This is a genomic window from Kitasatospora phosalacinea (genome assembly GCF_000716545.1).
Lineage (GTDB): Bacteria > Actinomycetota > Actinomycetes > Streptomycetales > Streptomycetaceae > Kitasatospora > Kitasatospora phosalacinea.
The window spans coordinates 21,867-34,818 of the sequence record NZ_JNWZ01000002.1 but is presented as its reverse complement, the minus strand read 5'-3'; the positions used below and the strand labels follow the sequence as shown (position 1 = coordinate 34,818).

Below are 12,952 nucleotides of genomic sequence, written 5' to 3'. Positions count from 1 at the left end.
AGTGCGGCGGCGGTCGGCCCGGGCGGGCGGGGGGCGGCTCGGTACCGGCGCCGGGGGTGAACGGGCCTACCGGCCGTTGTACGCCGCCAGGTCGGGGACGGCGGTGAAGCCGATGCCGTACGCGGACACCGAGCGGCCGTAGGCGCCGATCAGGACGCCGGGGGCCTCGCCGGCCAGCACCCAGCCGTGTTCGGACTCGCGGTAGCGGAAGGGCTGCGGGAGGCCGTTGACGGGGAGGGTGAGCGAGGACCAGGCGGGGCCGTCGAGGTCGTCGGCCAAGTCCCAGGCGAGGGCGGACTGCTGGTCGAGCCAGTTCTGCCGCAGGGCGCGGTCGAGGTTGCCGGGCCAGGTCGCGGCGAGCAGGCCGGAGCCGGCCAGCCAGGCCGCGGAGGAGGCGGAGGTGGCCTCCAGGGTGCCGGTGTTGTCGGCGCTGCGGCGCACGTCGCGGCGGGCGACGGTGACGACCACGGCGAACCGGCGGGTGTCGCGCGCTTCGGGGCCGCGGGCGGGTTCGTCGCCGTGGCCCAGGGTGCCGTAGTCGGGGGCGTCGGTGTCGGCTGCGACGCGCTGGCCGGCGCCGACCTGGCCGAGCCAGCGGCGCCCGGTCCAGCCCTCGTCGAGGCCGTACCAGGGGAAGTCGGCGGCGCGGTAGCCGGCCAGCGGGTCGGCGGCGCGGCGGGGGGCGACGGTGCCTCCCGTACGGTGCGTGGCGTCCACTACGGGCCTCTCCTCAGCTGTGCTCCCCGGGCGCTCCATGATCGGCACCCGGGCCCTTCCGTCCGGGGAACCGGGCCGGACGCGGCCGGTCGTGACGGATCCCACGGGGTCCGCCGTCCGGAGGGGTAGTGGACACGATAGCGGCGCGGACGGCGATGCCCCGCCTTGCCGGAGCGGGGCGGGGCGTCGGCGGGGCGCCGACGGGGTGTTCGGGGACCGGCGCGGGGCGGGGCCGGTCAGGTCGCGTCGGGGTCGAACGGGGGGCGTTCGCCCGCCGCCAGGGCCGGGCCGGCACTGGCCGCGGCGGGCTTGGAGAAGTCCACCGACGCGGTGGGCGTCGGGGTGGGGCCGCCGTTCAGCGCGGACTTGATGTCGACGCTGTCCTTGAGGTCCTTGAGGCCGAGCGGGTCGTCGCCGTCACCGATCAGCTGCTTGCGGACGAAGGTCTTCGGGTTGAGGTCCTCGAAGTCGAAGTTCTGGAACTCCGGCCCGAGTTCGCTGCGGATGTCCTCCTTCGCACTGTCCGCGAAGGAGCGGATCTTGCGGATGAAGCCCATCGTGTCCTGGATCAGCTTGGGCAGCTTGTCCGGGCCGAAGATCACGATGGCCATGACGATGATCGTCACGACCTCCAGTCCGCCTATGTCTCCGAACACCTGAACTCCCGAGCACCCGACAACGCTGAATCAAGGGTAAACGCGGTCGGCCGAGGCCCCGGCCCCCCGAGGATGAAACCGTGGTAAAGACCACCCGGGCGACCGGCGTCGACGGCGTGCCGGTGAAGGCAGGCTAGCGCAGGACCCGCCCCGGGTCACCGGCGGGCGAGGGCGTGGTGCTCAGCTGGTAGCGGGTGCGCAGCGAGTACTCCTGCACGTCCAGCGGCTGCGGGGCGTGCACCGGCTGCTGGGCGTTGACCGGGACGATCGCCCCGCCGACGGGGGTGACGCTGGTGGGCTGCCGGTCGGCGCCCTGGCCCGCGGTGACGCCGCCGACCCCGCCGAGGGTGACGGCCGCGACCGAGAACGCCCCGGCGGCGGCGAACACCAGCCTGCGGCCGCGCGCGGCGGACGGTCGGCCGGTGGGCAGCTCGCCGAGCGCGGCGGCCAGCGGACGCGGCATGGCGTCCGGCTCGCGGCGCGGCCCGGCGGCGGGGCGGGTGCCGAACAGGCCGGCCCGCGGGTCGATGCCGGGTATCGGCGCGTCCGCGCCGAGTGCGCCCCCGCCGAAGCCCGCGCCCCGGCCGAACGAGCCCCCGGTGAGCCGGCTGCCGCCGAACACGCCGCCGGATCCCGCCGGACCGTCGGGGCCCGGCTCCTCCTCGGGCAGCGCGGCGACCGCCATCAGTCTGGCCATCAGGGCCGCCGACGGGCCGGGCGTGTCGGCCTGGCTGAGGGCGCGCTTGACCGACCGGGCCTGCTCGGCCTCGGCCAGGCAGTCCGGACAGGTCGCCAGGTGGGCCTGGACCCGCTCGCGGTCGTCGTGGCCCAACTCGCCGTCCAGGTAACCGGAGAGCCGGTCGCCCAAGTGCTCCTCGGCCGGCGGTTCGGCCGGGCGGAGGGCCAGCGGGCGCAGCTCGGCCCCCGCCGGGGCCTGCTCGGCACGGCGCAGCGACGCCCAGCGCGAGCGGCCCGTGGTGTCCGCGCGCTCGGGGGCGTGATCGGTCATGACCCCCTCCGGTCGCTGACGGCCGGTTCGGCGCCGACCGGCACGGGCTCGGCGGAGCCGCCCCGGCGCGACCGGCCCGCGGCGGCGTTCGGCGCCCGGTGCTTGAGGGCGGCGCGCAGGTGCGAGCGGCCACGGTGGATCCGGCTGCGGACGGTGCCGAGCTTCACGCCGAGCGTCGCGGCGATCTCCTCGTACGAGAGGCCCTCGATGTCGCAGAGCACCACGGCGGCCCGGAACTCCGGGGCGAGGGTGTCCAGCGCCTGCTGGACGTCCGCGTCGAAGTGGGTGTCGCTGAAGTGCTGGGCGGGGCTGGGCTCGCGGCTGGCCAGGCGCTCCGCCGCGTCCTCGGCGAGGGCGTCGAAGCGGATCCGCTGGCGGCGGCGCACCATGTCCAGGAACAGGTTGGTGGTGATCCGGTGCAGCCAGCCCTCGAAGGTGCCGGGGGTGTACGTGGACAGCGAGCGGAACACCCGGACGAAGACTTCCTGGGTGAGGTCCTCGGCGTCGTGCTGGTTGCCCGTCAGCCGGTACGCCAGGCGGTAGACCCGGGCGCTGTGCGCCTCGACGATCTCCTCCCAGCTGGGCGGCGTCCAGCTCTGCGCGTCGGGACCCTCCGCGAAGGACGCGAGCGTGCCGGCGGCCCCGGCCACCGAGTCGTCGGCTGCGGTCGACTTGTCCAGGGGGGAATGCACAGACTGGTTCATCACGGGCTTCGGCGTACGGATCGACGTGATGCCGCGGGGGTGCCGCTGCACAGGGACGTCGCCCTCGGCCACACCTCCTCGGTCGGCTCTTCTGCCCAGCAGAGCCACCACCATATCCACCTCACCCGTCAAGCCCGGATAAGAGCGGTCGAACACCAGCCGCCCCGGACGGCCCGGCCGCCCGTACCAGTCCAACGGCCAGCCGTCGAACGCGGTTCCCGGGCGGCCAGTAGTCTGTCGCTGGAATTTGTCGACTTGGGTCGGCAACGGCGCTCCGGAAGAGGCAGCCATCACCGAGTTCGGGCCCCAGCGAGCGGCCCTCGCCGACACCTACGTCGGCGAGGACGCGGTGCTGACCTACGCCCGGGCCCAGTCGGCCCGCACCGGCATACGCGCGATCGGCCCCAGCGGCGGCGCCGCCCTGCGCCTGCTCGCCGCCGCCCTCGACGCCAAGGCCGTGGTCGAGATCGGCACCGGCACCGGCGTCTCCGGCGTCTACCTGCTGCGCGGCATGCGCGCGGACGGGGTGCTCACCACCGTCGACTCCGAGCCGGTCCGCCAGCAGTACGCCCGGGAGGCGTACCTGGCCGCCGGGTTCGCCGGCAACCGGGCCCGCTTCATCCCCGGCCGCGCCCGGGACGTCCTGCCCCGGCTCGCCGACGGCCAGTACGACCTGGTGTTCTGCGACGGCGACCCGGCGGACTCCCGGTTCCACCTCACCGAGGCGCTGCGCCTGCTGCGGCCGCGCGGCGTGGTCTGCTTCGAGGGCGTCTTCCAGGAGGGCCGGCTCGCCGAACCCGAGCTCGACGACCCGCAGACCCGCGCCGTGCGCGACCTGGTCGCCGACATCCGGGAGAGCGACACCCTGCTGCCCGCCCTGCTCCCGGTCTCCGACGGGCTGCTCTGCGCCGTCAAGCGCTGAGCGGCCCCCGCCGGCGCGCGCGGAACGGGCCCGGCCCCCCGGTGCGGGGGGCCGGGCCCGTCGAGCACCTCGCGGATTGGCCCGGGAGATGCGGAGTCACTACCTGCAGATCAGCCGCAGGCCTTCTTGAGGGCCTCGCCCAGAGCGTCCGCCTCGTCCGGCGTCAGCTCCACCACCAGGCGCCCGCCCCCTTCGAGCGGAACTCGCATGATGATGCCCCGCCCCTCTTTGGTGACCTCCAGCGGGCCGTCACCCGTCCGCGGCTTCATGGCCGCCATGCTCGTTCCCCTTCCTGCAACCGTTCAGGTACGCACCGGACAGTCCGTCCACCGCCGGTATCGAACGCATTGATCGGAAGCCATTATCCCGCATGCAACGGCTGGATGACCAACATCACTCTCTGCGCCAACCTTCGCCAACCAGCCGAAAGGCGCTGATTACCTGCCGAAAGCCGCATCCCGCGGCAGGACGACACGCCCGCCGGAGGTGCGGCACCTCACACTCCCCCGCACCGCCGCGCTCCGGCATGCTGGCCCCGGCACGCCACTGCGGCGACCACTGTGCCAGCCACCGCGACCCGGGGAGCCCTCACCCATGTCCGACACCGTGCGCCACGAGCGCGACGGCGCCCTCGCCGTCCTCACCATCGACCGCCCCGACGCCATGAACGCGCTCGACGTCCCCACCAAGATCGCGCTCCGGGACGCCGTCACCGCCGTCGCGGCCGACCCGGAGGTCCGGGCCGTGCTGCTCACCGGCGCCGGCGGCAAGGCGTTCTGCGTCGGCCAGGACCTCAAGGAGCACGTCGGCCTGCTCCAGCACCAGCGCGAGACCGGGGAGGGCGCGCTGCGCACCGTCGCCGAGCACTACAACCCGCTGGTCCGCGCGCTGGCCGGGATGCGCAAGCCCACCGTCGCCGCCGTCAACGGCATCGCCGCCGGCGCCGGGGCCTCGCTCGCCTTCGCCTGCGACTTCCGGATCCTCGCCGACACCGCGGGCTTCAACACCTCCTTCGCCGGCGTCGCCCTGACCGCCGACTCCGGCGCCTCCTGGACCCTCCCCCGGCTGGTCGGCCACGCCCGCGCCACCGAACTCCTGATGCTCCCCCGCACCGTCCGCGCCGACGAGGCGCTCGCCCTCGGCCTCGCCAACCGCGTCGTCCCCGCCGCCGAACTCACCGCCACCGCCCACGAGTTCGCCCTCACCCTGGCCAACGGCCCGACCGTCGCCTACGGCGCGATCAAGGAGTCCCTGGCCTACGCCGCCTCGCACTCCCTGGACGAACTCCTCGACAAGGAGGACGAACTGCAGACCCGCGCGGGCGACAGCGAGGACCACCGCATCGCCGTCGACGCCTTCCTCGCCAAGCAGAAGCCCGCCTACACCGGCCGCTGACCCGCCCCGCGGGGCCCGCCGCGTCCGGGCGGCCCCGGGGCCGGGCGGGGGCGCTAGCGCGCGTGGCAGTCGGCCAGGTGGTCGTTGACCAGCCCGCAGGCCTGCATCAGGGCGTACGCGGTGGTCGGCCCCACGAAGCGGAAGCCGGCCCGCTTGAGGGACTTGGCCAGGGCCGTCGACTCCGGCGTCACGGCGGGGACGTCCGCCAGGGTGAGCGGAGCGGGGCGGTCCGGGTCCGGGGCGTGGCTCCAGACCAGCGCGTCCAGTTCGCCGTCGGCCAGGGTCCGGGCCGCCTTCGCGTTGGCGATGGTGGCCAGGACCTTGGCCCGGTTCCGGATGATCCCGGTGTCGTTCAGCAGCCGTTCGACGTCCGTCTCGTCGAACTCCGCGACCAGCGCGGCGTCGAAGCCCCGGAACGCCGTCCGGAAGCCCTCCCGGCGGCGCAGGATGGTGATCCAGGACAGCCCGGACTGGAAGGCCTCCAGCGTGATCCGCTCGAACAGGGCCCGGTCGCCGTGGACCGGGCGCCCCCATTCGGTGTCGTGGTACGTCCGGTAGTCCTCGGCCGAGTCGCCCCAGCCGCAGCGCCGCAGCCCGTCGGCCCCGAGGACCGCTCCCGTCACGCGCGGTCGCCCTTGCGCCCGGCGTCCCGCCGCTCGGCGTCCTCGTCGGAGAGCACCTCGGTGGCCTCGCCGACGACCGGCGCCTGCGGCTCCTTCTCCAGCACGGCGGTGAACGACTCCAGGCCGGGCAGCGGCTCCCCGGCCGAGGCCACCGCGCCCGCGCCCGCGCCCGCCGGCACCGAGCCGCTGACCACGCCGACGGCCTCCAGTTCGGCGATCCGGGCGTCCCGGAGGGCGAGTTCCGCGCCGAGGCGGTCGAGCACGTCGTCGACCTCGTCCATCCGGTAGCCGCGCAGCGCCATCGGGAGGCGGAGTTCGTCCACGTCGGTGCGGCTGAGCGCGCGGTCCTGCGGGAGGCGCACGGCGAGCCGGTCGTGTTCGGCCTCGGGCAGCGTTCCGCCGCCGCCCAGCGCCACCACTGCGGCGCCGCCGACCACCAGGGCCATCGCGATCACGATCACCACGAACACGAGCTGTCCTCCGTCAGTTCCCGGCAGTTCCCGGTCGGCTTCGGCCCGCCCGCGAGGGCTACGGTGGGATCATGGTCCCTGTACAGGCCGGGGCCCATCATTGCACCCGGGAGCGCTGAGGAGGAGACACCGGTGGCACTACGCCTCGGCACGCGGGAGTTCGGCCCGGACGAGCTGGTCATCATGGCGATCGTCAACCGCACCCCGGACTCGTTCTTCGACCGGGGGGCGACCTTCGCCGACGAGGCGGCGTTCGCCGCGGCGGACCGGGCGGTGGCGGAGGGCGCGGCGATCCTGGACATCGGCGGGGTGAAGGCCGGGCCGGGCGAAGAGGTCACCGTGGAGGAGGAGTTGCGCCGCACGGTGCCGTTCGTGGCGGAGCTGCGCAAGCGCCACCCGGACGCGGTGATCAGCGTGGACACCTGGCGGCACGAGGTCGGCGAGGCGGTCTGCGAGGCCGGCGCGGACCTGCTGAACGACGCCTGGGGCGGCTTCGACCCGAAGCTCGCCGAGGTCGCGGCCCGGTACGGCGCGGGCCTGGTGTGCACGCACGCGGGCGGCGCCGAACCGCGCACCCGGCCGCACCGGGTGGGGTACGAGGACGTGATGGCGGACATCCTGGCGGTGACCGTCGGCCTGGCCGAGCGGGCGCTCGAACTGGGCGTGCGCCGCGACGGGTTGGTCATCGACCCGGGGCACGACTTCGGGAAGAACACCCGGCACTCGCTGGAGGCGACCCGCCGGCTGCCGGAGATGACCGCGACCGGCTTCCCGGTGCTGGTCTCGCTCTCCAACAAGGACTTCGTCGGCGAGACCCTGGACCGTCCGGTGGACGAGCGGCTGCTCGGCACCCTGGCCACCACGGCCGTCTCGGCCTGGCTCGGCGCGCAGGTCTACCGGGTGCACCAGGTCGCCGAGACCCGCCAGGTGCTGGACATGGTGGCCTCGATCCGCGGCACCCGTCCCCCGGCGGTGGCCCGCCGGGGGCTGGCCTGAGCCCGGGGCCGCAGCGGCGCTACGCGGGGGTGCCCTTCGGCCCCCGCGCGGCGTCCAGCACCTTCAGGACCTCCGCCACGTCGTCGGTGACGTGGAAGAGTTCGAGGTCGGCGGGGTTGGCCTTGCCCTGGGCGACCAGGGTCGACTTGAGCCACTCCACCAGCCCGCCCCAGTAGGCGCTGCCGAACAGGACCACCGGGAAGCGGGTGACCTTCTTCGTCTGCACCAGGGTGAGCGCCTCGAACAGCTCGTCCAGGGTGCCGAGGCCGCCGGGCAGCACCACGAAGCCCTGCGCGTACTTCACGAACATCGTCTTGCGGACGAAGAAGTAGCGGAAGTTCAGGCCCAGGTCGACGTACTCGTTCAGGCCCTGCTCGAACGGCAGCTCGATGCCCAGGCCGACGCTCAGCCCGCCGGCCTCGGTGGCGCCCTTGTTGGCGGCCTCCATCGCGCCGGGGCCGCCGCCGGTGATCACCGCGTAGCCGGCCTCGGCGAGGGCCCGGCCGATCTCCACCCCGGCCTCGTACTCGGGCGAGCCGACCGGCGTCCGGGCCGAGCCGAACACGCTGATGGCGGTGGGCAGTTCGGCGAGCGCGCCGAAGCCCTCGACGAACTCCGAGGTGATCCGCAGCACCCGCCACGGATCGGTGTGCAACCAGTCGGACGGCCCGGTGGTGTCCAGCAGCCGCTGGTCGGTCGTACTCGTCTCGACCTGCTCGCGCCGCAGCAGGACGGGGCCCTTGCGCTTCTCGGGCCACGGCTTCTTCGGCCGGCGGGCGGGGTCATCTCCGTTGGCTGTCATGACGGAACCCTACGCCTGACGAGGCACGATCCGGGGTAAATAACGGCCGTCGCGCAGACGGGAGTCGGGCGAACCGCACCCGACTCCCTCCCTCCCGCCGCTACCGGGTGAGCCACTCCCGCAGCCGCTGCTCGACCTCCGCGATCGCGCTCAGCGAGCAGTGCTCCTCGCGCTTGTGCGCCAGGTTCGGGTCGCCGGGGCCGTAGTTGACGGCGGGGACGCCGTGCGCGGAGAACCGGGCGACGTCCGTCCAGCCGAACTTGGCCCGGGCCTCGCCGCCGACCGCGGCCAGGAAGTCCCGCGCGGCGGGCAGCCCGAGGCCGGGCAGGGCGGCGGGCGAGGCGTCGACGACCTCCAGCTGGTAGCCCTCGAAGACCCCGCGCAGGTGCTCCTCGGCCTGCTCCAGGGAGCGGTCGGGGGCGAACCGGAAGGCCACGTGGATCTTGCACTCGTCGGGGATGACGTTCCCGGCGACGCCACCGTCGATCCGGGTCGCGTTCAGGCCCTCGCGGTACTCCAGGCCGTCGATCTCCACCCGGCGCGGCTGGTACTCGGCGAGCCGGCGCAGCACCTCGGCGGCCTTGTGGATGGCGTTGTCGCCGAGCCAGGAGCGGGCCGCGTGGGCGCGGACGCCGGTGAGCGTGACGTCCGCGCGCAGGCTGCCCTGGCAGCCGCCCTCGACGACGGCGCCGCTGGGCTCCATCAGGACGGCGAAGTCGCCCGCCAGCCAGTCGGGGTGGGCCGCGAACAGGTGGCCGAGGCCGTTGCGGGCGGCCTCCACCTCCTCGCAGTCGTAGAAGACGTAGGTGACGTCCCGGTTGGCCTCGGTGAGGGTCGCGGCGAGGCGCAGCTGCACGGCGACGCCGGACTTCATGTCGGAGGTGCCGCAGCCGTAGAGCAGGTCGCCCTCGACGTGCGAGGGCACGTTGTCGGCGATCGGCACGGTGTCCAGGTGCCCGGCGAGCACCACCCGCTCGTCCCGGCCGAAGTGGGTGCGGGCCACCACGTTGTTGCCGTACCGGTCGACGGTCAGGTGCGGGAAGGCCCGGAGCGCGGCCTCGACGGCGTCCGCGAGGGCGGCCTCCTCGCCGCTGACGGAGGGGAAGTCGACGAGGCGGGCGGTCAGCGTCCCGCCGTCGAGGGAGAGGTCGAGGGGCTCGTTCGGGCTGCTCATGGCGGCCACCCTATCGATAAGGCGGGCCCTCGCCGGTAGGGGCGACGGCCCGGCCGACCAGCCCCCGGTCGGCCCCGCACCCCCTCCCACCGGCGGCCGCGCAACCGCGCGGACCCGTACGGCCGTCCGAGCGGTTACGGTGTCCGCGAACAGCGCGCGCCGGGCCGGGACCACCGCGACGCCACCACCACACCGAGAGGGGCCACCCGTGACCGAGGACGCCGAGTACGACGCGCAGGACGGCGCCGAACCGCGCCGGCGGCGGCCGTGGCGGCGGGTGCTGGTCGGGCTGGTGGCGCTGTCGGTGGTCGGCGGCCTGGTGGTGTGGCTGAACCGGGACAAGATCGCGCCCCCCGACGAGGGGTGCTCCGTCACCACCGCCGCCGGCAGCGGCAAGCTGGACCTCACGCAGGCGGCGAACGCGTCGACCATCACCGCGGTGGCGATGTCGCGCGGCCTGCCGGAGCGGGCGGTGACCATCTCGCTGGCGACGGCCATCCAGGAGTCGAAGCTGCGCAACCTGGAGGGCGGCGACCGGGACTCGGTCGGCCTGTTCCAGCAGCGCCCCTCGCAGGGCTGGGGCTCGGTCGACCAGATCATGGACCCGGTGTACTCGACCAACAAGTTCCTGGACGCGCTGGTGAAGGTCAACGGGTACGCGCAGATGCCGCTGACCGACGCCGCCCAGCAGGTGCAGCGCAGCGGCTACCCGCAGGCGTACGCCAAGCACGAGAACAACGCGACGCTGCTCGCCACCGTGCTGACCGGCCGCGAGCCGGCCTCGCTGGACTGCGTGGTGCACGAGCTGCCGTCCCCGACCCCGACCGACCCGGCCCAGGCCGCCCCGAACGCGGCGAACCTCTCGGAGCGGGTGCGCCGGGAGTTCGGCAAGGCCGTGGCGGTGGCGGGCGCCGAGAAGCCCGCCCGGGACCAGCGCGAGGTGCTGGCGCTCACCCCGCAGCCGACCGCGAGCACGGCCGGCGCCGGCGGTCCGGGCCAGACCGGCTGGGCGCTGGCGCACTGGTCGGTGGCGCAGGCCGGGCAGTTGGGCATCGGCCAGGTCGCCTACGACGGCAAGGTGTGGCGGGTCGACAAGCCGGGCCAGGGCTGGAAGCCGCTGGCGGAGGCGCCGTCCGACCGGGTGCTGGTGACGCTGGGCGCGCCGGCCAAGAAGTAGCGGGACCGGCGCGTCGGCCCGACGGTGCGTTGACGCACTGGTGCGCGGGTGACCTCCCACCGGGTGATTCGCGTCAACTCCCGCTGACGGCCGCCCTCCTGTCGGGCGGCTCCGGACCGGAGCGCCGAGGGGCCGCCGAGGCCGCCGCCCACAAGGGAAGTGACGGTTCTCCAGCCACCGCCGCCCGGGCGGTACTTCCGGAATGCCCGAAAAAGGATCGTCCGATCTTTGCCAACCCTTGACCTTGACCGGCCGAAACCTTCCCGGTGCTCTTGCGGTCATACACGTCGCCCGCCGGACGGATCGCCCCGTGCCGTCCGCCCGGCGGACCGTCGACCTCACCTCTTAGGAGCACCATGTCCCTCCCCCTCACGCGCCGGATCGCCCAGGCCGCGCTGCTCGTCGCCGCCACCGCGGCGCCGCTCGCGGCCGCGGGTGCCGCCTCCGCCACCGAGGTGGTGCCGCAGACCGACCTGGGCGCCGGCGTGACCAAGCTGGCCGACGTCCCCAACTCGGGCGACGCGGTGCAGGGGGCCACCCACGAGCTGGGCCACGTGGTCGGCACCACCGGCGCCGCGGCCCTCGCCGCGGGCGGCCCGGCCGCCGCCGACGCGGCCGGCAACACCGTCGCGCACAACCTGCCCTCCACCGACGACGCGCTCGGCAAGCTCGGCCCGGCCGGCAAGGCCGGCCAGCTGACCGGCTCGCTCGGAACGCTCACCGACAAGGTCGCCCCGGCGGTCGAGGAGAAGGTCGCCCCCGCGGTCACCGAGAAGGTCCTCCCGGCCACCGACCGGGCCACGGCCACCCCGCTGTCCACCGTCGCCCGCGGCCTGCCCACCGACAAGCTCACCCACGGCCTGCCCGCCGCCGACAAGCTCGGCCCGGTCACCGGCGCCGTCCAGTCCCTCCCGATCGCGGGCACCGTCGCGGGCCTGACCGAGCACGAGTCCGCCAACCGCCTCGGCGGCGTGCCCTCCCTCGGCGGCGACAGCCCCCTGGGCGGCCTGACCGGCGCCCTCGGCCCGATCGGCGGCCTCCTCGGCGGCCTCCAGGGCGGCGGCCTGCCGATCGGCTGACACGTCACGCGTGACGACTCACGCATGACGGAGGGGGCGGAGCCTGTCGGCCCGCCCCCTCCGCGTCGGTACGGCTAGCGCTTGAGCCGCTCCACCGCCGAGGCCACCCGCTCGTCGGTGGCGGTGAACGCCACCCGCACGAACCGGTCGCCGGCCGGGCCGTAGAAGTCGCCGGGGGCCACCAGGACGCCCAGCTCGGCGAGTTCGGCCACGGTCTCCCAGCACGGCTTGTCCTGGGTCGCCCACAGGTACAGGCTCGCCTCGGAGTGCTCGATCCGGAACCCGTACGCCTCCAGCGCGGCCCGCAGGGCGCTGCGCCGCTGGGCGTACCTGGCCCGCTGCTCGGCGACGTGCGCGTCGTCGGCGAGGGCGGCCGCGGTGGCCGCCTGCACCGGCGCGGGCACGATCATGCCGCCGTGCTTGCGGATCTCCAGCAGTTCACGGACCACCACCGGGTCGCCGGCCACGAAGGACGCCCGGTAGCCGGCCAGGTTGGAGCGCTTGGACAGCGAGTGCACGGCCAGCAGGCCCTCGTGCGAGCCGCCGCAGACCGACGGGTGCAGCACCGACACCGGCTCGGCCTCCCAGCCGAGTTCGAGGTAGCACTCGTCGCTGACCAGCAGCGCCCGGTGCTCCCGGGCCCACTCGACGGCGCGGCGCAGCCGCGCCGCGTCCAGCACCCGCCCGGTGGGGTTGGACGGCGAGTTCAGCCACAGCAGCCGGACCTTGGTGCCGTCCAGCTCCGAGACGTCCTCGTAGGCGACCGGCTCGGCGCCGCAGAGCAGCGCGCCGACCTCGTACGTGGGGTAGGCGAGCTTCGGGTAGGCGACCTGGTCGCCGGGGCCGAGGCCGAGCTGGCCGGGCAGCCAGGCCACCAGTTCCTTGGAGCCGACGGTGGGCAGGACGGCCTCCGGGCCGATCCCGGCGCCGCAGCGGCGGTTCAGCCAGCCGGCGATCGCGTCGCGCAGCGACAGCGGGCCCCACACGGTGGGGTAGCCGGGCGTGTCGGTGTGCGCGGCCAGGGCCCGCTGGACCAGCTCGGGCACCGGGTCCACCGGGGTGCCGACGGAGAAGTCGCAGAGCCCGTCCGGGTGCGCCTGGGCGGTGCGCTTGTACGGTTCGAGCTTGTCCCAGGGGAAGACCGGCAGGCGGTCGGAGACGCGGCGCGCCGCCCCCGGGTGGCCCGGGAACGGCGCGTGCGTGCTGTCGTTGGTGCTCACAGCGTGGA

Annotated in this window: 15 protein-coding genes; 5 read left to right on the top strand and 10 right to left on the bottom strand. The window is 74.7% G+C overall.

Annotated elements, in window-relative coordinates; all coding sequences use genetic code 11:
- Window positions 1–66: 66 nt before the first annotated feature.
- From OO48_RS01295 to sigE, 4 genes are all read right to left on the bottom strand, one after another.
- The gene (locus tag OO48_RS01295) at window positions 67–756 is read right to left on the bottom strand and encodes a hypothetical protein (RefSeq protein WP_106970223.1); all 690 of its coding nucleotides are present in this window, start codon (window positions 754–756) and stop codon (window positions 67–69) included.
- A gap of 197 nt (window positions 757–953) precedes the next feature.
- Window positions 954–1,373, bottom strand: a complete 420-nt coding sequence (locus tag OO48_RS01290; protein ID WP_033211941.1) for a sec-independent translocase — start codon at window positions 1,371–1,373, stop codon at window positions 954–956.
- Between the two features lie 133 nt (window positions 1,374–1,506).
- Window positions 1,507–2,382 (bottom strand): anti-sigma factor family protein, encoded by an 876-nt coding sequence (locus OO48_RS01285; protein ID WP_051731598.1) that lies wholly within the window; start codon window positions 2,380–2,382, stop codon window positions 1,507–1,509.
- Complete coding sequence (sigE, locus tag OO48_RS01280) at window positions 2,379–3,086, bottom strand: RNA polymerase sigma factor SigE (protein WP_033212145.1); 708 nt, start codon at window positions 3,084–3,086, stop codon at window positions 2,379–2,381. The genes OO48_RS01285 and sigE overlap by 4 nt, the downstream gene beginning before the upstream one ends.
- A gap of 247 nt (window positions 3,087–3,333) precedes the next feature.
- On the opposite strand from sigE, the gene OO48_RS01275 reads away from it, so the two are divergent.
- Window positions 3,334–4,008: an O-methyltransferase gene (locus OO48_RS01275; protein ID WP_425338501.1), complete on the top strand. Its 675-nt coding sequence runs from the start codon at window positions 3,334–3,336 to the stop codon at window positions 4,006–4,008.
- Between the two features lie 110 nt (window positions 4,009–4,118).
- Here the strand turns inward: OO48_RS01275 and OO48_RS35880 are convergent, their stop codons facing one another.
- A complete protein-coding gene (locus OO48_RS35880; RefSeq protein ID WP_014137929.1) occupies window positions 4,119–4,286 on the bottom strand; it encodes a DUF3117 domain-containing protein in 168 nt (55 codons plus the stop codon).
- Between the two features lie 316 nt (window positions 4,287–4,602).
- On the opposite strand from OO48_RS35880, the gene OO48_RS01270 reads away from it, so the two are divergent.
- A complete protein-coding gene (locus OO48_RS01270) occupies window positions 4,603–5,403 on the top strand; it encodes an enoyl-CoA hydratase/isomerase family protein (RefSeq protein WP_033211938.1) in 801 nt (266 codons plus the stop codon).
- A gap of 53 nt (window positions 5,404–5,456) precedes the next feature.
- Here OO48_RS01270 and OO48_RS01265 read toward each other — a convergent pair whose 3' ends face one another.
- Both OO48_RS01265 and OO48_RS01260 read right to left on the bottom strand, forming a co-directional pair.
- Complete coding sequence (locus OO48_RS01265) at window positions 5,457–6,026, bottom strand: DNA-3-methyladenine glycosylase I (protein ID WP_033211937.1); 570 nt, start codon at window positions 6,024–6,026, stop codon at window positions 5,457–5,459.
- Entirely contained in the window at window positions 6,023–6,496 is a 474-nt protein-coding gene (locus OO48_RS01260; protein WP_051731597.1) for a DivIVA domain-containing protein, read from the bottom strand. The genes OO48_RS01265 and OO48_RS01260 overlap by 4 nt, the downstream gene beginning before the upstream one ends.
- Before the next feature lie 183 nt (window positions 6,497–6,679).
- Between OO48_RS01260 and folP the strand changes: the two genes are divergently transcribed.
- Entirely contained in the window at window positions 6,680–7,492 is an 813-nt protein-coding gene (folP, locus tag OO48_RS01255; protein ID WP_051731619.1) for a dihydropteroate synthase, read from the top strand.
- Window positions 7,493–7,511: 19 nt separating this feature from the next.
- On the opposite strand, the gene OO48_RS01250 is transcribed toward folP, so the two are convergent.
- Window positions 7,512–8,294: an LOG family protein gene (locus OO48_RS01250; protein WP_033211934.1), complete on the bottom strand. Its 783-nt coding sequence runs from the start codon at window positions 8,292–8,294 to the stop codon at window positions 7,512–7,514.
- A gap of 100 nt (window positions 8,295–8,394) precedes the next feature.
- Entirely contained in the window at window positions 8,395–9,468 is a 1,074-nt protein-coding gene (gene dapE, locus OO48_RS01245; protein WP_033211929.1) for a succinyl-diaminopimelate desuccinylase, read from the bottom strand.
- Window positions 9,469–9,676: 208 nt separating this feature from the next.
- On the opposite strand from dapE, the gene OO48_RS01240 reads away from it, so the two are divergent.
- Both OO48_RS01240 and OO48_RS40920 read left to right on the top strand, forming a co-directional pair.
- Complete coding sequence (locus OO48_RS01240; RefSeq protein WP_051731596.1) at window positions 9,677–10,645, top strand: VldE C-terminal domain-containing protein; 969 nt, start codon at window positions 9,677–9,679, stop codon at window positions 10,643–10,645.
- 356 nt (window positions 10,646–11,001) lie between these two features.
- Window positions 11,002–11,724: a hypothetical protein gene (locus OO48_RS40920; RefSeq protein WP_051731595.1), complete on the top strand. Its 723-nt coding sequence runs from the start codon at window positions 11,002–11,004 to the stop codon at window positions 11,722–11,724.
- Window positions 11,725–11,798: 74 nt separating this feature from the next.
- Here OO48_RS40920 and dapC read toward each other — a convergent pair whose 3' ends face one another.
- Window positions 11,799–12,944, bottom strand: a complete 1,146-nt coding sequence (gene dapC, locus OO48_RS01230; protein WP_051731594.1) for a succinyldiaminopimelate transaminase — start codon at window positions 12,942–12,944, stop codon at window positions 11,799–11,801.
- Between the last annotated feature and the right edge of the window lie 8 nt (window positions 12,945–12,952).

What these genes read in the sequence shown, in the direction of transcription:
- OO48_RS01270 (WP_033211938.1), top strand. Translation starts at nt 4,603, where the DNA reads ATGTCCGACACCGTGCGCCACGAGCGCGACGGCGCCCTCGCCGTCCTC.
- OO48_RS35880 (WP_014137929.1), bottom strand. Translation starts at nt 4,286, where the DNA reads ATGGCGGCCATGAAGCCGCGGACGGGTGACGGCCCGCTGGAGGTCACC.
- sigE (WP_033212145.1), bottom strand. Translation starts at nt 3,086, where the DNA reads ATGAACCAGTCTGTGCATTCCCCCCTGGACAAGTCGACCGCAGCCGAC.
- OO48_RS40920 (WP_051731595.1), top strand. Translation starts at nt 11,002, where the DNA reads ATGTCCCTCCCCCTCACGCGCCGGATCGCCCAGGCCGCGCTGCTCGTC.
- OO48_RS01295 (WP_106970223.1), bottom strand. Translation starts at nt 756, where the DNA reads ATGGAGCGCCCGGGGAGCACAGCTGAGGAGAGGCCCGTAGTGGACGCC.
- OO48_RS01250 (WP_033211934.1), bottom strand. Translation starts at nt 8,294, where the DNA reads ATGACAGCCAACGGAGATGACCCCGCCCGCCGGCCGAAGAAGCCGTGG.
- dapE (WP_033211929.1), bottom strand. Translation starts at nt 9,468, where the DNA reads ATGAGCAGCCCGAACGAGCCCCTCGACCTCTCCCTCGACGGCGGGACG.
- OO48_RS01285 (WP_051731598.1), bottom strand. Translation starts at nt 2,382, where the DNA reads ATGACCGATCACGCCCCCGAGCGCGCGGACACCACGGGCCGCTCGCGC.
- folP (WP_051731619.1), top strand. Translation starts at nt 6,680, where the DNA reads ATGGCGATCGTCAACCGCACCCCGGACTCGTTCTTCGACCGGGGGGCG.